This window comes from Ruegeria intermedia (genome assembly GCF_900129345.1).
Lineage (GTDB): Bacteria > Pseudomonadota > Alphaproteobacteria > Rhodobacterales > Rhodobacteraceae > Ruegeria > Ruegeria intermedia.
Window position 1 is genome coordinate 56,833 of sequence record NZ_FQVK01000002.1, and the last position, 18,736, is coordinate 75,568.

Annotated in this window: 18 protein-coding genes; 12 read left to right on the plus strand and 6 right to left on the minus strand. The window is 63.6% G+C overall.

What is annotated here, in order from left to right; genetic code table 11:
* Together F3H26_RS01930 and F3H26_RS01935 are read right to left on the minus strand one after the other, a co-directional pair.
* Positions 1-927: a methylenetetrahydrofolate reductase gene (locus F3H26_RS01930; protein WP_005983219.1), complete on the minus strand. Its 927-nt coding sequence runs from the start codon at positions 925-927 to the stop codon at positions 1-3.
* Positions 928-953: 26 nt separating this feature from the next.
* A complete protein-coding gene (locus tag F3H26_RS01935; protein WP_149774379.1) occupies positions 954-1,250 on the minus strand; it encodes a virulence factor in 297 nt (98 codons plus the stop codon).
* Between the two features lie 239 nt (positions 1,251-1,489).
* On the opposite strand from F3H26_RS01935, the gene F3H26_RS01940 reads away from it, so the two are divergent.
* Both F3H26_RS01940 and F3H26_RS01945 read left to right on the plus strand, forming a co-directional pair.
* On the plus strand, positions 1,490-2,602 hold the full coding sequence (locus F3H26_RS01940; RefSeq protein ID WP_149774380.1) for a Ppx/GppA phosphatase family protein: 1,113 nt from the start codon (positions 1,490-1,492) through the stop codon (positions 2,600-2,602).
* Positions 2,602-3,318 (plus strand): RlmE family RNA methyltransferase, encoded by a 717-nt coding sequence (locus F3H26_RS01945; RefSeq protein ID WP_149774381.1) that lies wholly within the window; start codon positions 2,602-2,604, stop codon positions 3,316-3,318. Before F3H26_RS01940 ends, F3H26_RS01945 begins: the two co-directional genes overlap by 1 nt.
* Before the next feature lie 2 nt (positions 3,319-3,320).
* Here the strand turns inward: F3H26_RS01945 and F3H26_RS01950 are convergent, their stop codons facing one another.
* The 3 genes from F3H26_RS01950 to F3H26_RS01960 all read right to left on the minus strand — a co-directional run bounded on the left by F3H26_RS01950 (position 3,321) and on the right by F3H26_RS01960 (position 6,404).
* Entirely contained in the window at positions 3,321-3,524 is a 204-nt protein-coding gene (locus F3H26_RS01950) for a hypothetical protein (protein ID WP_149774382.1), read from the minus strand.
* Between the two features lie 97 nt (positions 3,525-3,621).
* Entirely contained in the window at positions 3,622-5,541 is a 1,920-nt protein-coding gene (locus tag F3H26_RS01955; RefSeq protein WP_149774383.1) for a multiheme c-type cytochrome, read from the minus strand.
* Positions 5,538-6,404: a YihY/virulence factor BrkB family protein gene (locus F3H26_RS01960; RefSeq protein ID WP_149774384.1), complete on the minus strand. Its 867-nt coding sequence runs from the start codon at positions 6,402-6,404 to the stop codon at positions 5,538-5,540. Before F3H26_RS01960 ends, F3H26_RS01955 begins: the two co-directional genes overlap by 4 nt.
* A 170-nt stretch (positions 6,405-6,574) precedes the next feature.
* Here F3H26_RS01960 and F3H26_RS01965 point away from each other — a divergent pair, with 170 nt between their 5' ends.
* From F3H26_RS01965 to cls, 10 genes are all read left to right on the plus strand, one after another.
* Entirely contained in the window at positions 6,575-7,651 is a 1,077-nt protein-coding gene (locus F3H26_RS01965; protein WP_149774385.1) for an AI-2E family transporter, read from the plus strand.
* A 143-nt stretch (positions 7,652-7,794) separates the two neighbouring features.
* Positions 7,795-8,772 carry an AAA family ATPase gene (locus F3H26_RS01970; RefSeq protein ID WP_149774386.1) on the plus strand — a complete coding sequence of 326 codons (978 nt, stop codon included), beginning with the start codon at positions 7,795-7,797 and terminating at the stop codon, positions 8,770-8,772.
* A 20-nt stretch (positions 8,773-8,792) separates the two neighbouring features.
* Complete coding sequence (locus F3H26_RS01975) at positions 8,793-9,740, plus strand: DUF58 domain-containing protein (protein ID WP_149774387.1); 948 nt, start codon at positions 8,793-8,795, stop codon at positions 9,738-9,740.
* Positions 9,737-10,210 (plus strand): DUF4381 domain-containing protein, encoded by a 474-nt coding sequence (locus tag F3H26_RS01980; RefSeq protein WP_149774388.1) that lies wholly within the window; start codon positions 9,737-9,739, stop codon positions 10,208-10,210. The genes F3H26_RS01975 and F3H26_RS01980 overlap by 4 nt, the downstream gene beginning before the upstream one ends.
* The gene (locus F3H26_RS01985; RefSeq protein WP_149774389.1) at positions 10,210-11,193 is read left to right on the plus strand and encodes a vWA domain-containing protein; all 984 of its coding nucleotides are present in this window, start codon (positions 10,210-10,212) and stop codon (positions 11,191-11,193) included. Before F3H26_RS01980 ends, F3H26_RS01985 begins: the two co-directional genes overlap by 1 nt.
* Positions 11,190-12,692: a VWA domain-containing protein gene (locus tag F3H26_RS01990; protein WP_149774390.1), complete on the plus strand. Its 1,503-nt coding sequence runs from the start codon at positions 11,190-11,192 to the stop codon at positions 12,690-12,692. Before F3H26_RS01985 ends, F3H26_RS01990 begins: the two co-directional genes overlap by 4 nt.
* Positions 12,689-13,912 carry a BatD family protein gene (locus F3H26_RS01995; RefSeq protein ID WP_149774391.1) on the plus strand — a complete coding sequence of 408 codons (1,224 nt, stop codon included), beginning with the start codon at positions 12,689-12,691 and terminating at the stop codon, positions 13,910-13,912. The genes F3H26_RS01990 and F3H26_RS01995 overlap by 4 nt, the downstream gene beginning before the upstream one ends.
* A gap of 260 nt (positions 13,913-14,172) precedes the next feature.
* Positions 14,173-15,783 (plus strand): arylsulfatase, encoded by a 1,611-nt coding sequence (locus F3H26_RS02000; RefSeq protein WP_149774392.1) that lies wholly within the window; start codon positions 14,173-14,175, stop codon positions 15,781-15,783.
* Positions 15,784-15,858: 75 nt separating this feature from the next.
* Positions 15,859-16,833, plus strand: a complete 975-nt coding sequence (locus F3H26_RS02005; RefSeq protein ID WP_149774393.1) for an HAD family hydrolase — start codon at positions 15,859-15,861, stop codon at positions 16,831-16,833.
* 19 nt (positions 16,834-16,852) lie between these two features.
* The gene (cls, locus tag F3H26_RS02010) at positions 16,853-18,265 is read left to right on the plus strand and encodes a cardiolipin synthase (RefSeq protein ID WP_149774394.1); all 1,413 of its coding nucleotides are present in this window, start codon (positions 16,853-16,855) and stop codon (positions 18,263-18,265) included.
* On the opposite strand, the gene F3H26_RS02015 is transcribed toward cls, so the two are convergent.
* On the minus strand, positions 18,262-18,696 hold the full coding sequence (locus F3H26_RS02015) for a potassium channel family protein (protein ID WP_149774395.1): 435 nt from the start codon (positions 18,694-18,696) through the stop codon (positions 18,262-18,264). The two genes, cls and F3H26_RS02015, sit on opposite strands and share 4 nt — an antisense overlap.
* Positions 18,697-18,736 lie beyond the last annotated feature (40 nt).

Consider the following 18,736-nt stretch of genomic DNA (forward strand, 5'->3'; position numbering starts at 1 on the left):
TTAAGCGTTTGCAGGCTTCGCCGAGGCGCCGCCGTTTTCGATGGCCCAGTTGGCATTGGTCTTGATGCCGCCAAGCGGAAAGAAGTGTACGTTGGTGATATTGAAGTCGGGGTTGGCCGCCTTGTGTTCGGCCAGCGCGGTGATCACGTCGGTCGGCTCGTAGGGCAGCAGCAGCTTGGACACGTCCATGGCACGCTTCTGCAGCACCTTCAGCGACGGGCCCACACCGCAGGCGATCGCGAACTTGATCAGGGTCTGCAGCTTGGCCGGACCGGCGATGCCGATGTGGATCGGCAGGTCGATCCCGGCCGCCTTGAGGCCGTCGGCCCATGCGATGATCGGCTTGGCGTCAAAGGCGAACTGGGTGGCCAGCGCCATTTCGGCGTCGGTGGTTTCGCTGAATTTCTGCTTCCAGCGCAATGCCTCGTCCACGTTTTTGGTCGAACCGTCCGGGTCGATGTCCTTGTTGCCCTCGGGGTGGCCTGCGACGTGCAGACGCTTGAAGCCCGCCTTGTCGAACAGACCCGTTTCCAGCAACTGCATCGAGCTGTCGAATTCGCCATGCGGCTTGGCCACGCCTCCGGCCAGCAGCAGCGCCTGGTCGACGCCGGCCTCGCCTTGATACATGGCGATCCAGTTTTCCAGCGTCGCCGCGTCCTTGATGATGCGGGCCGGGAAATGCGGCATGACCGGATAGCCCTCGGCCGCGATCCGTTTGGCCGTGCGCACCATGTCTTCGATCGGGGTGCCCTCGATATGGGCGATGTAGACGCGCGTGCCCTCGGGCAGCAGGTCGCGGAAATCCTCGACCTTCTCGGCGGTGCGCGGCATCACCTCGATCGAATACCCTTTCAGAAAGGCTTCGACGGCAGGGTTCACCGGGGCCTTTTCGGCCGCATCACGTTTCTTGAAGTTCAGCAAAGCCATTGCGGCCTCCCATAAAGATCTGGGGCTCATGCCCAACCGTCATTTGCGATCAGCGCCTTGAGGCGATCCTGATCGTAGTCCTCCTCCAGGCGCAGCGCCTGGGCCTCGGCGATCTCGGCCGGGTCGCCCTCAACCTCGAACGGCTCGGCCTTGCGCCATTCGGCCAGGTAGGCATCGCTGTCCCTGGCGTTCACCTTCATGGCGGCGCGGTCGATGGCCTGTTCGAACCGTTCCGACAATTGCCGCTTGGCCCCGCGCCGGCCCTTGCCGACGATGACCTGAGCGGGAATGTCGCGCCAGTATACGATGGTGACGTCAGGCATTGATCGTGATTCCTCCTAACCAGATGGTCCGGTTCTAAACGGCAATGTGGGGCCGGGTCGGTCGGATTTCGACACCCGGGGCATTTCCAGCGACCTTTTCGCCCTCTTGGGATACAGCGCCTCGGGTCGTCTCTCCAGTGCCGCGGGCCATCAAAATCCTCATGACCTTAATGAGCGTCTTGCACGTCGGACGCCCGCAACCTAATGTCGGGGTAACTCGAAAATCGGAGGGCGTGACGATGGCGCCCAAGCGTCCCAAAGGTGCGGGCGCGTTCCCGAAAGTGGTCGAAAGCCCCGCGCCGGCAAGACCCGATCCAGATGCGCTGTATGCGGCGCTGGATCTGGGAACAAATAGCTGCCGCATGTTGATCGCCCAGCCCAAGGGCAGCGGGTTCCATGTGGTGGACAGCTTCTCGAAGTCCGTGCAACTGGGCTCGGGGCTTGAACGGACCGGACGTCTGTCGCGGTCCTCGATGGCGCGCACCATTCAAGCCTTGCGCATCTGCCAGCAGAAGCTGAAGCGCAACAAGGTGAAGCGCATGCGGCTGGTGGCGACCGAAGCCTGCCGCCGCGCCCGGAACGCGCGCGACTTCATCCGGCAGGTGAAACGCGAAACCGGCCTGACCCTGGAGATCATCCAACCCGAGGAAGAGGCGCGCCTGGCCGTGATTTCCTGCGCGCCGCTGGTCAGCACCAAGACCGAACAGCTGCTGGTGGTCGATATCGGCGGCGGCTCGACCGAGCTGGTCTGGATCGACCTGTCCTCGGTGCCGCGGCGCGACCGGCCATCGGCGATCATGCGGCTGCACAACGGGTTCCACACCGCCGACAGCCCCTTTCCGGCGGCCAAGGTGGTGGACTGGATCAGCGTGCCGCTGGGCGTGGCCACGCTGCGCGACCAGTTCCACGATGTCGAGGACGACGCCGCCCGGTTCGCGCTGATGAGCTGGTTCTTCGAAGAAAATCTGGCCGATTTCGCCCCCTACAAGGATGAACAGGCCCGCGAGGGGTTCCAGATCGTCGGCACCAGCGGCACGGTCACGACGGTCGCGGCCTCGCATCTGGGGTTGAAGCGGTACGACCGCACCAAGGTGGACGGGCTGCGCATGACCAGCGATCAGATTGACAAGGTCATACGCGGCTATCTAGAACTCGGCCCTCAGGGTCGGCGCCGTGATCCGCGCATCGGCGAGGACCGGCAGGCCCTGATCATGTCCGGCTCGGCCATTCTGCAGGCGCTGCTGCGCTGCTGGCCCACCGACCGCCTTTCGGTTGCGGATCGGGGGCTGCGCGAGGGTCTGCTCTATGCCCAGATGAGCGCGGACGGGGTATTGGAAGACGGACCGTTCTGATGGCGAAGACACCAACCGGCAAAAACACCTCGGGGCGCGGACAGCGTGACCTGAAGGTCAAGGTCAAGACCGCGCGCGGGCGCAAGCTCAGCTCGACCCGCTGGTTGCAGCGGCAGCTGAACGACCCCTACGTGAAACGGGCGCAGGCCGAGGGGTATCGCGGGCGCGCGGCCTACAAGATCATGGAACTGGACGACAAGTACCGCTTCCTGGTGCCAGGTGCGCGGGTCGTCGATCTGGGCTGTGCGCCGGGGGGCTGGTGCCAGGTCGCGGTCAAACGCGTGAACGCGCTGGGAGAGAAATCCGGCAAGCGGATCGGCACCGTTCTGGGCATCGACCTGCAAGAGGTCGAACCCATCGCCGGCGCCGAAATCCATCAGCTGGACTTCATGGAAGACGACGCCGACGAAAAGGTCAAAGCCTGGCTGGGCGGCAAGGCCGATGTGGTCATGTCGGACATGGCCGCCGCGTCGTCGGGGCACAAGCAGACCGACCATCTGCGCATCATCGCCCTGTGTGAAACCGCCGCCTATTTCGCTTTTGATGTTCTGGAACAGGGCGGCACCTTCGTCGCCAAGGTTCTGGCAGGCGGGGCCGAGGGCGACCTGCAGAAACTGCTGAAACAGAAATTCGAAAAGGTTGCGAACGTCAAACCGCCGGCGTCCCGGTCGGACAGCTCCGAGAAATTCGTGGTTGCCACCGGGTTCCGGGGCTGAACCTACGCGTCTTCCTCGGGGTTTCCGCCTGCGAACTTCTGTTCCCGCAGGGATGCGTTGGCCAATCCCAGCAGCATCAGTGCGTCGCCACGCCCGAGATAGACGACGGGGCGGCTGCGCAGGGACTCGATCCGTTGAACCAGCGCAGGGTCGCGTGGCATCGCGGCTTTTTCGGACCGCGTGGGCGGGAATGTCGAATGCAGCATGCTACACCCATCACCAAACGGGCCTTCTGCCCTCGGAAAAGGGATAGGTCGGAAATCCGCCGTCAAGATGGCAGAATCGGGGAAGTTCGGTGCCGGTTCAGCGGCCCAGTTGATCGGCCAGCGCCCCAAGCGCCGCGCTGTCGGGCAGAACCTTCAGCCCCTCACGCAGGACGGCGCGCGCGGCCTCGACGCCGCGATTGATCTGCGCCAGTTGGACCAGCATCGGCCAGGCCTCTTCGCGCTGGGGGTCCAGGGTCACCACCCGGCGAAAGGCCCGTTCGGCCGCCGGCGCGTTGCGCAGCGTCAGCGCCATGCCCCCCAGGACCAGATGGGTTTCTGGGAAATCCAGCCGGTTCGACAATGTGCGCTGCCAATCGGCCATGGCCTCGCGCGCGTTGCTGCGTTGCAACGGGGTCAGCGTCTGGCCGGGAACGGTCAGGAATTCCTTGGCGGCCGACAGCCGGACGGACCGAGCGGGGTCCGACAGCAACGGGGCCAGCCGGTCGATCCGGTCCGGCAGGTCGGCGGACCGTTGCAGCGGAACAACATTGGCCCGCACCAGCGGGTCGGCATCCGCCAGCAGACCGGCGGTGGCCGCCGCCAGTTCCGCCGACCCGTGCGGTTGCAGCAGATAGGCCGCGGTGGCCCGCACGATGCCGGGCTGATCCGCGTCCAGCGCGATCGCCGTCAGGGCGCCAGGGTCCGCGCCCTGACCGGAAAAGACCGGCGCAAAGACCGTGCCGAAATGCGGCCGGCGGTGGGCCGGGTCCGGGTGCCACGCGTCGATCGCGGCCGCGGCCCAGGGCTGATCCCGATCGCTGTGGCAATCGGTACAGGCATCCGCGCCCAGGCCCAGATCAGGGCGCGGCACACGGAAACTGTGGTCACGCCGGCCATCGACGCCCATGTAGACCCGTTCGATCATGTGGCAGCTTTTGCATTGCGCCCCCTCGCCCCCAGGCGTGTGGCGATGGTGCGCGGGACCGTCGTACAGCGCCTTGCGCAGGGTCGGAAAATCGGGATTGCCGGCCGGCGAATGGCACTGCGTGCAGACGGCGTTGCCCTCGGCCTTCAAGGTTGCGCCATGCGCCTCGTGGCAATTCAGACAACCGACGCCCTTCGCGTACATTTTGGATTGCAGAAACGAGCCGTAGACATAGACCTCGTCCATGATCTGGCCATCGGGCTGGTACAGTCCGGGCCGAAGAATGGCCAGATTGTAGGCATCGTGAAACGGGGTTCCCGGCAGTGGATTTCCATCCGCGAACGCCTCGCGGCGGGAATGGCAGCCAGCGCATTGCTGAATTTCGGACTCGGTATCGCCCCTGCCCCATTGCATCGAAAACCCGAACGCGCCCAACCCGGCAGGCACGGCCTGTCCACGGGTCCAATCCAGATGGGCCGAGCCCGGACCGTGGCAGGATTCGCACCCCACGCCGATCTCGGACTGGGTCGAGGCATAGCTTTGCGTCCGCACGTCGTAGTTCTTTTTGAACCCCGTCGCATGACATTCGGCGCAGCGGCCGTTCCAGGTCTTGTAGGGGCCCGTCCAGTGCAACCCGTCATCCGGGGGCAGGTCCTGATCCGGGTAGAGGTGGAACCAGCGTTTTTCTTCCGTGTCCCAGACCACGTCGAAGCTCTGCAATCGGCCGGGTTCGGTCTCGAACAGATATTGCTGCAACGGTTCGATGCCGACGACGGAATGGACCCTGTATGTCCGCATCTGACCGTCCTGTTCGGTTACGTCCGCGAGGTAGGCGCCATTCTCCCGTCGGAACTCGACCGCCATGCCGTTCCCCGCAAATGTCGCGCCGCCGAAATCGGCCACCACGTTTTCGGGGGTGGGCGCGGTCCAGGCCTTGGCGTGATGAGACCCGGCCCAGGCCTGCACCTGTTCGTCATGGCAATCCCGGCAGGCTTCCGAACCTACATAGTCCTGCGCCGCCGTCGGCCCGGCAAGCAGGATGCAGGCGAAAGAGACGGCGATTACCCATGCGGCGTGCGGCCAAATCGTCATGTGGGTCCACCCTCGTCCTGAGCGTCGATATCCATCAGCGCGCCGTTGAATTCAGCACCAAAGATCATGATGGCCGCGCTCAGATACAGAAAGATCAATGCAGCCATGGCGCCGGCCAGCCCCGCATAGGTGGCGCTGTAGCGCGCGAACTGACCGATATAGAGCGAAAACGCCAGCCCGCCGGCCAGCCACAAACCCAGCGTCAACAGCACGCCGGGAAGGATCTGGCGCAGCGAATGCCGGCCGACCGGCAGAACCAGGTGGGCCAGCAGCACCGTCAGTGCCGGGACGGCCACGGCGAAGGTCCACCGCAGGCGTTCGACGGACAACCAGTCGGCGACATTCACCGACGTCTTCTCGGACATCAGTTGGGAATAGATCGGCAACAGCAGTTCCACCGCCGCAACGATCAGAATCGCGGCGCCGCCCAGAATGACCAGCCCCAGGCAGAACAGGCGCGTTTTCCAGAACGGCCAGCCGTCGGTGTCGTGATAGGCCTGATTGATGGCCGCCCGAACGGCCACGACTCCGTTCGACGCGAAATAGACGGCAAGCACCGCGCCCAGGGTGATCGTTCCCGACCCTGCCCCGTTCAGAACCGCGCGCAGTTCGGTCACGATCGGCTCGGCCACGTCCTTGGGCCAGACGCCGAAAATCAGGCCGATCATCTCGTCGGTGACATAGTCCTGCGACAGCAGGCCGGCCAGGGACACGGTGAACAGGGCAAAGGGAAACAGCGCCAGCATCAGTGACATGGCGACATGGCTGCTCATGACGAACCCGTTCTTGTCGTCAAAGCGCCGGACGGCCAGCCAAAGCGCCCGGCCAAACCGGCCCAAAACGGGAATCAGGACTTGTGTCATTTGGAAACCCTAGCCCGCAAACCGCGGCGAAAGAACCGGCCAATGAAGCAAATCCCCGAGATTTTTCCGAATAACCGTCTGGCCCGATTGCACAAAGCCTGCCGTCCGTGCAGGATCGCCAACGGACAATCCCGTTGCACCCAGCGCGCGCTGGAACAGCCGAGGCCCGCATGACGAAATCCGCTCCGCCGACCCGAACACCGCTGCGGTTGAGCGTCGTTCGCGACGTCACCATCGTACTGACCCTTGTGGTACTGGGGCTTTATGCGGGTGCAAGCTTTCTGGTTCCGCTGACCATGGCGCTGCTGATCAATGTGCTGATCATCGCGCTCAGCGACCGGGTGATCGCCCTGACCCGCGCGCCGGTCTGGCTGGCCAATCTGGCTGCCGTCACGGTGGTTCTGGCCGGCCTGTTCATGATCACCTATATCCTGGGCAGCCAGGCCACGCAGTTCGCACGGACCGCGGGCGACTATGAAAGCCAGTTCGACGGCGTGATCAACCGCGTGACCGGCTTGGTCGGAAACGATGTGACCTCCTTTGTCCGCGACAATCTGATCAGCATGGACATGGCCTCGGTCGCACGGGTGTTGCTGGGCAGCGCCACCTCGATGCTGAACCAGTTTTTCCTGATCAGCCTGTATGTCGCCTTCCTGATGGCCGAGCGGCTGGCCTTCCGCAAAAAGCTGAGGATCGCGGCCGGAAACCCCGTCACCGGGGCCGAGCTTTTTTCGGTTCTGGATGCGATAACCTTCAGCCTGCGGCGCTATGTCGGGGTCAAGACCTTCATAAGCCTGGTCACCGCCGGAATCAGCTATGCCATCTTTCGGGCTCTGGGGCTGGAATACGCGGAAACCTGGGCCGTTCTGACCTTTGCGCTGAACTTCATCCCGTCGATCGGCTCGATCATCGCGGTCGTCTTTCCGGCGATGATCGCTCTGGTTCAGTTCGAAACGCTCGGCCCCTTCCTAGTGGTCGTGTTCGGGTGCGGCACGATCCAGTTCCTGATCGGCAACTTCCTTGATCCGGCGCTGCTGGGGCGCTCGCTGAACATGTCGACTTTTCTGGTGATTTTGGCGCTGACCTTCTGGACCACGGTCTGGGGCCTGATCGGCGCGTTTCTCAGCGTTCCGTTGACCGTGTGCATCCTGATCATCTTCAGCCACATTCCGGCCCTGCGCCCCATCGCCATTTTAATGTCGCTGGACGGGCGCCTGGCCGAGGACGTCAAGTCAACACGGCCCTAATCAGGGCTGAACGCCCTGAAATCGGGGGTGGATCGGTCACGGGTGCGCTGCTAGCCTTCAAATATTGCAATGGCTTGGCCGCAGGATCCACCGGGTCCGACGCAAATAATTTGGATAACCGTTTTTTTGATGATTGGACCGCCATGACACCGCTTGACCAAATCAACGTTCTGAAGGCCCGGATGGCCCAATCGATCATTGGACAGACACAGGTCATCGACCGCCTTCTGATCGGGCTGCTGGCCAACGGGAACCTGCTGATCGAAGGTTTGCCCGGCCTGGCAAAAACCCGTGCCGTCAAGGCGATGGCGCGCAATCTTGATGCAAAATTCAGCCGCATCCAGTTCACGCCCGACCTGCTGCCGTCCGACGTGACCGGGACCGAGGTCTATACCCAGACCGACGCGGGCGGCACCTTTCGGTTCGAGCCCGGCCCGATCTTTGCCAACATCGTCCTGGCGGACGAGATCAACCGCGCGCCGGCCAAGGTTCAGGCCGCGCTGCTCGAGGCGATGGAGGAACGGCAGGTCACCGTGTCCGGCACCACCCACAAGATGGAGCCGCTGTTCATCGTGATGGCCACCCAGAACCCGATCGAACAGGAAGGAACCTATCCGTTGCCCGAAGCGCAGATGGACCGGTTCCTGATGCATGTTCAGATCACCTACCCCCCGGTCGAGGACGAGGTGCTGGTGATCCGTCTGGTCCGCGGCGAGGACACCGCCGCCAATTCCGGGACCGCCGCCGAGAAACCCTCACCGATCCCCCAAGATGCCGTTTTTGCCGCACGGCAGCAGATCGGGCAGATCCATGTCTCGGATGCGATGGATCGGTACATGGCCGATCTGGTTCAGGCCACCCGGACGCCGTCCGCGCTCAGCGATGACCTCGCGGCGTGGATCGAGATCGGCGCCAGCCCGCGGGCATCGCTGGCGCTGGACAAATGCGGCCGGGCCCACGCCTGGATGAACGGGCGCGACTATGTCGACCCAGCCGACATCCGTGCCATTGCCCATGACGTGTTCCGCCACCGCATCACGCTGAGTTTCGAAGCACAGGGCGACGCCAAGACCGCCGATGACGTGATCGACGAGATCCTGAAGCTCGTCGCCCTGCCCTGACCGCAACAAAGGAGAGCCGCGTGTCCCCGACCGCAGCGACATCCCGCGACACACGCATCCACGTCGATGCCCGCCACCTGCTGAGCCTGGGCGGGCGCAGCGGCGCGCTCAGCCTTCTGCCCCGACAGCCGGCCCGTTCGGTGCTGAACGGCCGCCATGCCTCGCGCCTGCGCGGGCGCGGCCTGAATTTCGAGGAACTGCGCACCTATCTGCCCGGCGACGACATCCGCACGATCGACTGGAAAGTGACGGCCCGCACGGGCGAGCCGCATGTGCGCGTCTATACCGAAGAGCGTGACCGCCCGGCGCTGCTGCTGGTGGATCAGCGGGTCTCGATGTTCTTCGGCACACAAGTCTACATGAAATCGGTGGTGGCGGCCGAAGCCGCGGCCATCGCCGCCCATCGGGTTCTGGCGCAAGGCGACCGCGTCGGCGGGATCGTGTTCGGCGATACCGACCTGGCCGAACATCGGCCACAGCGCCGCCCTGCGGCCTTGCGGCGGTTTTTGTCCTCGCTTGGCGCACTCAATTGCAGCCTGAATGCCGGGTTGCGCCCACAGACCACGGTCTCGCTGAACCAGGTGCTGCAACAGGCTGCGCGCATCGCACATACCAATGCCTTGGTCTGCGTCTTCTCGGACTTTGACGGTCTGACCGACGGGTCAGAACGGCTGCTGCGCCGCCTGGCCCATTCCAATGACCTGATCCTGTTCGACATTTACGACCCGATCGCGCGCCACATGCCGCCCGAGCTGCGGCTGACGGTCTCGGACGGCGACCAGCAGATCGAACTGGACGCGTCAGACAGGCAAATGTCGGACCGCGTGACACAGGCGATGGAGCAGAGGCTGGCGCAGCTGCAATCCTGGTCGCGCCGATACGGGTTTCCCGTCGTCCCGCTGACAACGGCCGAGCCCGCGTTGGCCCAGATCCTGAGGCTGTTCGGCCACCAACGGGGGCGGTCATGACCCCGGACACCGAAGGCAAATCGCTGGTCGAGCTGCTGGACATGCTGAAACCGGCGCCCGAGCCGGCACCGATTTCCATGGTGCCGCAGACCTGGGGCTGGATTGTTCTGGCGGTGGCGCTGTTGGTCGTGGTTGGTCTGATCTTCGTGGCGATCCGGCGGCACCGGCGGGCAAATGCCTATCGGCGGCTTGCGCTGAGGGAATTGGACCGGTGTCAGAATGACCCGGCCAAAGCCGCCGAGATCGTGCGCCGCGCGGCCCTTGTCGCCTTTCCCCGGTCTCAGGTGGCCGGTTTGACCGGTGACGACTGGACGAAGTTTCTGGGCCAAACCGCTGACCTGTCCGGGTTTTCCGCCTCTGCCCTCGGCAATCTGGCGGCCGCCCCCTACCGCAAGGGGGTCACCGACCCGGATGCCGCCGAACTGGCGCGGCACTGGATCAAGTCGCATCGGGCCAAGGGGGCGGCGTGATGTTCAGTTTCGCCGCGCCTTGGGTGTTTCTTCTGCTGCCGCTGCCGGCACTGGTCTATTTCCTTGCTCCGCTGCACCGGCAACGGGTCGATGCCATTCGCATCCCGTTCTTTCGCCACGTCGCCCAAGCGGCCGGGGCCGAGCCGCGATCCGGCTCGGTCACCCTGAGACGGACGCGCATGCAAACCGGTCTGGCGATCCTGATCTGGGTGCTGCTGGTTCTGGCAATGGCCCGGCCCGAACGGCTGGGCGACCCGATCGTCATCGAAAAATCCGCCCGCGACGTGGTGCTGGCGGTGGACATCTCGGGTTCGATGGACCAGCGCGACTTCAAGGCCGCAGATGGCACGCCCAAGCAGCGGCTGGAGGCCGTCAAGGACGTTCTGCGCGCCTTCATCGCCGCGCGCGACGGCGACCGGATGGCGTTGATCATCTTCGGCACCCGCGCTTTCGTTCAGGCCCCGTTCACCGAGGACTTGCAAAGCCTCAACGGTTTTCTGGACCAGACCGCCGTCGGCATGGCGGGTCCGAACACGGCGCTGGGCGATGCGATCGGGCTGGGCATCCGCACTTTCGAGTCGAGCGAGGTGGACCAACGCCTGATGATCGTGCTGTCGGATGGCGCCGACACCTCAAGCCGCATGACGCCGGTCAATGCCGCGTCGATTGCGGCGGACAAGCGTGTCGTGATTTACACGATCGGCGTCGGCGACCCGGATGCCACGGGAGAAGACCGGGTCGATCTGGACGCGCTGAAGGACATCGCCAACAAAACCCAAGGCCAGTATTTCTTTGCCGACGACGAGGCCGCCCTGACCGAGGTCTACCAGCAGATCGACGCCCGGAACCCCCGCGTAGTGGAAACCCAAAGCTACCGCCCACGGGTCAGCCTTGCGCATTATCCGCTGGCGGCGGCACTGCTCCTCATCCTCGCCAGCACCTTGGGCTTGCGCCTTTCACAGGGTCGGAGGCGCGTGGCATGATCGACGCTCTGGCCCAGTTCCATTTCCTGCGCCCCTACTGGCTGTTGCTGTTGCTGCCTATTGCCGCTGTCTGGTGGCTGTCTCGGCCGCGCAGATCGGGCAGCTCGGACCTGCCTGCGGGCGTTGCGCCCCACCTGGCGCAGGCACTGCGTCTAGGGGCCGAAGATCAACGGCGGATCGGTCCGGTAGACCTCGCCGCGCTCGCCGCCGGTCTTCTGACCCTTGCCGTGGCAGGGCCGACATGGTCGCGGGCGCCGAACCCTCTGATTGCGGACACCGCGCCGCTGGTGATCGCGCTCAAGGTCACCGACAGCATGGAGGAGGCAGACCTGGCGCCGTCACGGCTGGACCGCGCCAAGTTGAAGATCACCGATCTGATCAACACCCGCGCAGGCGCGCCCACCGCGCTGATCGCCTATGCCGGATCCGCACACCGGGTCGCGCCGCTGACCGAAGATGCCAACATCCTGCGCCCCTTGCTGGAAGGCTTGACCCCGGCGGTCATGCCGGTGGCGGGCGATGCCGCCGGTGACGCGCTGACGCTGGCGCAGGACATTCTGGGCGATCAGAAAGGCACAGGCGCGGTTCTCTTCGTGCTGGACGATATCGATCCGCAACAGGTTTCCGCATTGGGACAATCCGATACACCATTGTTTTTTCTGACAATGCTTCCGAATGGCCGTCAGATCCCACAACTGGACGGCCTGCGCAGCGCCACGATCGTTCCCTTCTCGGGCGACGACCGAGACATCACCCGTCTGAACCGCGCGATCACCCGCAGTTCTTCCGCGGCATTGGGCGAGGATGACCGCGTCGACTGGCAGGACCGCGCCTGGATCCTGGCCTGGCCCGTCGCCTTGATCGCGCTGCTGTGGTTCCGACGCGGCTGGGTATTCCGCTGGGGGTTCGTGGCATTGCTGTTTCTGCCACCGTCCGGCGCGCGCGCAGACGGTTGGCGGGACTGGTTCCTGACCCCGGACCAGCAGGGCCAGATCGCCATGAATCGCAAGAACTACGCCGCCGCCAGCACGCTGTTTCAGGATCGGTATCACCGGGGCTACGCCCAGTTGAAAGCCGGGCAATATGCCGAAGCCTCCGAGACCTTTGCCCAGCTTTCCACGCCCGAAGCGGCGTTTGCCGAAGGCATGGCCCGCATCCGAAATCGACAGTATCGTCCGGCCATCGCCGCCTTTGAAACCGCGCTGGAGCGTCGCCCGGACTGGCCGGAGGCCGCGTACAACCTGGCCGTCGCCCAGGCCATTCTGGCCGAGGTCGAATCCACACGCGCGCAATCCGATACCGGCGAGGAAGCGGGCATCGGCGCTGATGACGTGGTGTTCGACAACGAAGCCGGTTTGGGCGCGGAGACCACGCAACAGGCCGAGACCGGGGACGCCGCGCCCCTGTCGGCCGACCAGTGGATCAGCGCCATCGACACCGACATGCAGGACTTCCTGCGCAGCCGGTTTGTTCTGGAAAATCAGGAGCGATCCCAATGAGGTACCTCGCGCTCTTGATGCTATATCTTTGCCCCGCCCAGGTTCTGGCGCAAGCAACAGACATCCAGCCCCGCGTCACGATCGAAGTGCCGCCGGATCCGACAATCGTCGGCCAGCCCGCCATCGTTCGCCTGAAAGTGCTGGTACCGACCTACATGCCAAACCCGCCGGTCTTTCCATCGCTTGAACAGGAAAACCTTCTGGTACGCCTGCCTGAACGCGCTTCGGGGCCGGTCAGCGAGAGCATCGAAGGCCAAACGTGGTCTGGGGTTCAGCGCAGCTATCGTCTGTATCCGCTTGCCCCCGGCACGTATGAATTTGCCGCGGCCGAGGTGCAGGTGACCTATGCCGATCCCGAAACCAACGATCCCGTTCAAGTCTCGGTTCCGCTTCCGGCAGCGCGGCTGACGGCCCAGGTTCCCGACGCGGCGCGTGGATTGGATCCGCTGATCATCGCGAAGGATTTCGCCCTGAGGCAAAAGATCGAAGGCGACACCAACCTGCAAACCGGAGACGCTCTGACCCGCACGCTGACGGCCACCATCTCGGGTACCACAGCGATCATGATCCCGGCCCTGCTGCCCCCGTTTCAGGACCCTCTGCTGAGAGCCTATCCCGGCGAGCCCCGCCTGTCGGAAACCGAGAATCGAGGCGTGCTGTCCGGCCAGAGGACCGACCGAGTGACCTATGTGGCGCAGGACGGCGGTCAAGCCCGACTGCCGGGGCTCGAAGTCGACTGGTTCAACCTTGAAAGCGGGGCGGTCGAAACCGCGCGGGTCGGTCCGGTCGATCTGATTCTGGCGCCGCCGCCCTGGCAGCCGCCCGACCGGGAAACGATCCTGCGCATCAGTGCTGTCTTCACCATATTGTCGGTCGGCTTTTGGTTGCTGGCCAGAAGGTTGCGGCCGATTCTTGAAGAACGATGGCGGGCGGCCCGGCACCGCAGGCTGTCCTCGGCCGGGTATGCGTTCGCCGAACTGCGGCGCGCTGTTCGTCAAAAAGACATCGCCAAAGCCTATCAGGACTTGGAGGCGTGGAAACGGCGTCTGCCGGATCCGGTGGACACAAGCGAGTTCGAGGCGTCTCTGGCACGGATTGGCGCCGTTCGGTACGGAGGCCGTCCGCAACCGGAAAACTGGTCCGACGTTCAGGCCTGCCTGAAACGTATCGCCCGACCGCGGCGTCACGTGAGCTCGGGCTTGCCGAAACTCAACCCGTGATTGCGAAACTGGCGTCGCGTTCCGCGTTCGATCCCCGCGCTGCGGCAGCCCAGCCCCCTGATTTCATACATTAGTATATTTAGTTTGCGCTTTGTGGTATCCAGAATTTGCCAACAGGGTTTGCAGCGATTCCGCATGTGTCGCGACCCGTCCTACTTGTGGCGGTCGCGTTGGTTGACTGACTGGGTTTGGGGGCGGATCTTTCCCCATTTGATTTTGCAGCAAGGCCATTTCCAGCCTGAATTACAAAGGAGAAAAAAATGTCATCAAAGGACAATCCCAAAGAACTTTGGCGCAGAGGGTTGCGGCGCTTGGCCGTGGCCACGGTGTCCCTCGCGCTGGTCGTGCCGGCCTGGGCGCAGGAACAGAAGCCGAACATTCTGGTGATCTGGGGCGATGATATCGGTCAGTCGAACATCTCGGCCTATACCATGGGCATGATGGGATATCGCACGCCGAATATCGACCGCGTTGCGAATGAAGGCATGATCTTCACTGATTACTATGGCGAGCAGTCCTGTACTGCGGGCCGGTCATCCTACATCATGGGTCAGTCGGTGTTCCGCACCGGGTTGTCGAAGGTCGGCCTGCCGGGCGCGGATCTCGGCATGCAGGTCGAAGACCCCACCATTGCCGGGCTGCTGAAGGATCATGGGTATGTCACCGGTCAATTCGGCAAGAACCACTTGGGCGACAAGGATGAACATCTTCCGACAAACCACGGTTTTGACGAATTTTTCGGCAATCTGTATCACCTGAATGCGGAAGAAGAACCCGAAAACGAGGACTATCCGGGCGATGCGGTTCTGCCTGATGGCCGGACCTTCCGCGAAGCCTTTGGCCCGCGTGGCGTCATCAAGTCCAAGGCCGACGGAACCATCGAAGATACCGGACCGCTGACCAAGAAGCGGATGGAAACCGTGGATGACGAAACCGTGGCCGCGGCGATCGACTTCATCAAGCGAGCGCACGAACAGGGCAAGCCCTTCTATGTCTGGTGGAACGGAACGCGGATGCACTTCCGCACTCATGTCAAAGACGAGATGCGCCAGCAGGCCAATGACATGACCGGGCGTGTGATGGACGAATACTCGGCCGGCATGATCGAACATGACATGCATGTGGGCCAGCTGCTCGATCTGCTGGACGAGCTGGGCATCGCGGACAACACGATCGTCCATTATTCGACAGACAACGGACCGCATTACAACACCTGGCCCGATGCCGCGTCCACGCCGTTCTGGGGCGAAAAGAACACCAACTGGGAAGGCGGCTGGCGCGTGCCTTCGATGGTGCGCTGGCCGGGTCACATCGAACCCGGTTCGGCCACCAACGAGATCGTGCACCACATGGACTGGCTGCCCACCTACCTGGCGGCGGCCGGAGACCCGGAGATCAAGGAAAAACTGAAGCAGGGCTACAGTTCGCCCGCCATGGGTCGCGACTACAAGGTGCATCTTGACGGCTACAACATCCTGCCGCTGTTGACCGGTGAAACCACCGAAAGCCCGCGCAAGGAGATCTTCTATTTCTCGGATGACGGCGACCTGACCGCCCTGCGCTACGACGACTGGAAACTGATCTTCCTGGAGCAGAAGGCCTGGGCCACCCTGCGCGCCTGGATGGAGCCGTGGACCGAACTGCGGGTGCCGATCATCGTGAACCTGCGCCGCGATCCCTATGAGCGCGGATATCGCACGTCCAACACCTACTATGACTGGATGATCGACCGCGTGTATCTGCTGGTGCCGGCCCAACAATATGTGGCGAATTTCCTGGCAACCTTCCAGGAGTTCCCGCCGCGCCAGAAAGCAGCCAGCTTCAGCCTGGACCAGGTGATCGAGACAATGCTGACGCCGACCAACAACTGATCCTGGCCGGACTTGCGATCGGGGGTCGCCGGCTTGAACGGCGGCCCTAATTTTATTGCATTGAAAGGATAGTTCATGTTTCGACAGCTTGTTTCAGCCACCCTTCTTGCGCTGCCGGCAGGGCTTGCGGCCGATCCCTTGCCCAGCTGGACCGACAGGCCCACCAAAGAGCGGATCATCGACTTCGTGGAAACGGTCACGACGCCGGGCACGCCTGAATATGTCATCCCCGCCGACCGGGTGGCCGTTTTCGACAATGACGGCACGTTGTGGGCGGAACAGCCCGTCTATTTCCAGTTCATCTATGCCATGGATGAATTGGCCGAGATGGCACAGGACGACCCGTCGATCCTGACCACGCCGACGTTGGAAGCCGCGGCCAGGGGCGACGCCGAGACCGTATTGAAGGGCGGAGAGGACGCCCTGATCGAGGTCGTCAGCGCCACGCATTCGGGCCTCAGCGTCGAGGCGTTCCAGGCGTCCGTCGCCGAATGGTTCCAGACCGAGCGCCATCCCCAAACAGGGCTGGCCTATGACCAGATGACCTATCAGCCCATGGTCGAGCTGCTCAGATACCTGCGCGACGAAGGGTTCTCCACCTACATCGTTTCGGGGGGCGGGCTGCATTTCATGCGCGTTTTTACCGAAGACGCCTATGGGATTCCGCCCAACCAGGTTCTGGGCACCTATGCCGAAAGCACCTATGAATTGGTGGATGGCACGCCCACGATCATGAAGGCACCCGCGCTGGCGTTCATCGACGACAAGGAGGGCAAGCCCATCAACATCGAACGCTCGATCGGGAAACGCCCGATTCTGGCAGTCGGAAACTCGGATGGTGATTTCGCCATGCTCGAATGGACCACGGCCGGCGACGGGCCGCGGATGGGGGTTTTGATCCATCACACCGACGCCGAACGGGAATGGGCCTATGATCGCGACAGCCACATCGGGCGCCTTGTCGACGGTCTGGACAAAGGCCCGGAAATGGGCTGGGTTATCGTGGACATGGCCAAGGACTGGTCCCGGGTTTTCACCGGATCGAACTGAAGCGCGGAAGGGTTGCCCCATGTGGACATTCATCGCCTCGCTGTCGGTCTTTGCCGTCTATTGCGTCGCGGTGTTTTTCTCGGTGCGGGCGGCGCAGACGGCGCGCACGCCGCAAGGGGCCGTCGGGTGGGCGGTGTTTCTGCTTTCGGCGCCCTTTCTGGCGGTTCCGTTGTACTTGTTTCTTGGCCATCACCGGTTTCAGGGCTATCGCATCGCCCGCAAGGAAAGTGAACGCGTCGTCGAAGGCATTCGCGCCTTTTCCGACGCCGCAAAACCCGACCCCACCGACCTTTCGGTCAACCCCAAACCGTTCGAGGCCCTGTCCCACCTGCCCGTCTGTCGTGGCAACAGCATGGACCTGCTGATCGATGGCGAGGCGACCTTCGAGGCGATCTTCGCCGCGATCGATCAGGCCCGGAAATACGTTCTGATCCAGTTCTACATCGTGCGCGACGATGCGCTTGGGCTGGAACTTCAGGAAAAACTGATCGACGCGGCCAGCCGCGGCGTGCATGTCCGCTTCATGACCGACGCGGTCGGCAGCTATGGCCTGCCGCGGGCCTATCTGGAGGAGCTGCGTCAGGCCGGTGTGGACGTGGCCGACCCCCGCGACCAGCGCGGCCCCAATTTCCGCTTCCAGCTGAATTATCGCAACCACCGCAAGACCGTGATCGTCGATGGCGAGATCGGCTTCATCGGCGGCCACAATGTCGGCATCGAGTATCTGGGCCAGGACCCCGAATTTGGCCGCTGGCGCGACACCCACATCCGGATGACGGGCCATATCGTGCGCCAGTTGCAGTTGATCTTCACCGAGGACTGGCACTGGGCCCGCGGCGAAGACCTGATCGATCTGCTGGACTGGGCCGGCAGCGAATCCGACCGGAACATGAACGCGCTGCTGGTGGCGACCGGCCCCGGCGACGACACGGAAACCGGGGCGATGATGTTCTTTGCCGCGATTGCCGCGGCGACCGACCGCGTGTGGATCGCCTCGCCCTATTTCGTGCCCGACATCGACATCATGGCCGCGCTGCAAAATGCCGCTCTGCGGGGCGTGGACGTGCGCATCCTGGTGCCCGACGCGATCGACCATCGCCTGCCCTGGCTGGCGGCCTTCGCCTATTTCGACGAGATCCGCGACTGCGGCGTGCGTGTCCTGCGCTATACCGACGGGTTCATGCATCAAAAGGCCTTCGTTGTCGATGACACGCTGGCCGCCGTCGGAACCACCAACCTCGACAACCGCTCGTTCCGGCTGAACTTCGAGGCGATGGCCCTGTTCTTCGACAAACGCGCGGCCGAGGCCGTGGCCGACATGCTGCGTACCGATTTCGAAAACAGCTATGAGCTGACGCGCAGGCTGATCCAGCAGCCGCCGCATATCCGCCACGGGGCACCGCTGGCGCGCCTGTTCGCCCCCATCCTCTAGGGATTCAGGTGTTCCTCGAACATCCGGGTCATCAACGCGACCAGAAAGGCCGTGGAAAGGCCAAAGGCCAGCAGCCCGGTCACCGAGGCAAAAGCGCCGAAGATGCGCAGCCCTTCCCCCAGGACGATGTCGCCGTAGCCCAGCGTGGTGAAGGTTACCAACGAGAAATACAGCGCCGAGTTCCAGCCGGGCAACACGTCGCCCAGCACCCAGACCACCGCCCAGATCCAGACCTGAACCGTGTGCGCCGCGACGATCACGCCCAGGGAAAAGGCGATCGGTCCGGCGGTGCGCAGGATGCGGCTGCGGTTCTGCCAGCTTTCGTCCAGCCGGCGCAGCACTTGAACGCACCAGGTCAGCAACCCGATCTCGATCAGGAAACACAGCCCCAGATAGAAGCTGCCCCAAAGGATCTGATGCAGCAATGTCATGTCTCTCCCCGGCATTCGGCCAACCCCGAACCCGAAGAAT

Coding starts and splice junctions, on each gene's coding strand:
- F3H26_RS01930 (WP_005983219.1), bottom strand. CDS start 927: ATGGCTTTGCTGAACTTCAAGAAACGTGATGCGGCCGAAAAGGCCCCG.
- F3H26_RS01935 (WP_149774379.1), bottom strand. CDS start 1,250: ATGCCTGACGTCACCATCGTATACTGGCGCGACATTCCCGCTCAGGTC.
- F3H26_RS01940 (WP_149774380.1), top strand. CDS start 1,490: ATGGCGCCCAAGCGTCCCAAAGGTGCGGGCGCGTTCCCGAAAGTGGTC.
- F3H26_RS01945 (WP_149774381.1), top strand. CDS start 2,602: ATGGCGAAGACACCAACCGGCAAAAACACCTCGGGGCGCGGACAGCGT.
- F3H26_RS01950 (WP_149774382.1), bottom strand. CDS start 3,524: ATGCTGCATTCGACATTCCCGCCCACGCGGTCCGAAAAAGCCGCGATG.
- F3H26_RS01955 (WP_149774383.1), bottom strand. CDS start 5,541: ATGACGATTTGGCCGCACGCCGCATGGGTAATCGCCGTCTCTTTCGCC.
- F3H26_RS01960 (WP_149774384.1), bottom strand. CDS start 6,404: ATGACACAAGTCCTGATTCCCGTTTTGGGCCGGTTTGGCCGGGCGCTT.
- F3H26_RS01965 (WP_149774385.1), top strand. CDS start 6,575: ATGACGAAATCCGCTCCGCCGACCCGAACACCGCTGCGGTTGAGCGTC.
- F3H26_RS01970 (WP_149774386.1), top strand. CDS start 7,795: ATGACACCGCTTGACCAAATCAACGTTCTGAAGGCCCGGATGGCCCAA.
- F3H26_RS01980 (WP_149774388.1), top strand. CDS start 9,737: ATGACCCCGGACACCGAAGGCAAATCGCTGGTCGAGCTGCTGGACATG.
- F3H26_RS01985 (WP_149774389.1), top strand. CDS start 10,210: ATGTTCAGTTTCGCCGCGCCTTGGGTGTTTCTTCTGCTGCCGCTGCCG.
- F3H26_RS01990 (WP_149774390.1), top strand. CDS start 11,190: ATGATCGACGCTCTGGCCCAGTTCCATTTCCTGCGCCCCTACTGGCTG.
- F3H26_RS01995 (WP_149774391.1), top strand. CDS start 12,689: ATGAGGTACCTCGCGCTCTTGATGCTATATCTTTGCCCCGCCCAGGTT.
- F3H26_RS02000 (WP_149774392.1), top strand. CDS start 14,173: ATGTCATCAAAGGACAATCCCAAAGAACTTTGGCGCAGAGGGTTGCGG.
- F3H26_RS02005 (WP_149774393.1), top strand. CDS start 15,859: ATGTTTCGACAGCTTGTTTCAGCCACCCTTCTTGCGCTGCCGGCAGGG.
- cls (WP_149774394.1), top strand. CDS start 16,853: ATGTGGACATTCATCGCCTCGCTGTCGGTCTTTGCCGTCTATTGCGTC.
- F3H26_RS02015 (WP_149774395.1), bottom strand. CDS start 18,696: ATGACATTGCTGCATCAGATCCTTTGGGGCAGCTTCTATCTGGGGCTG.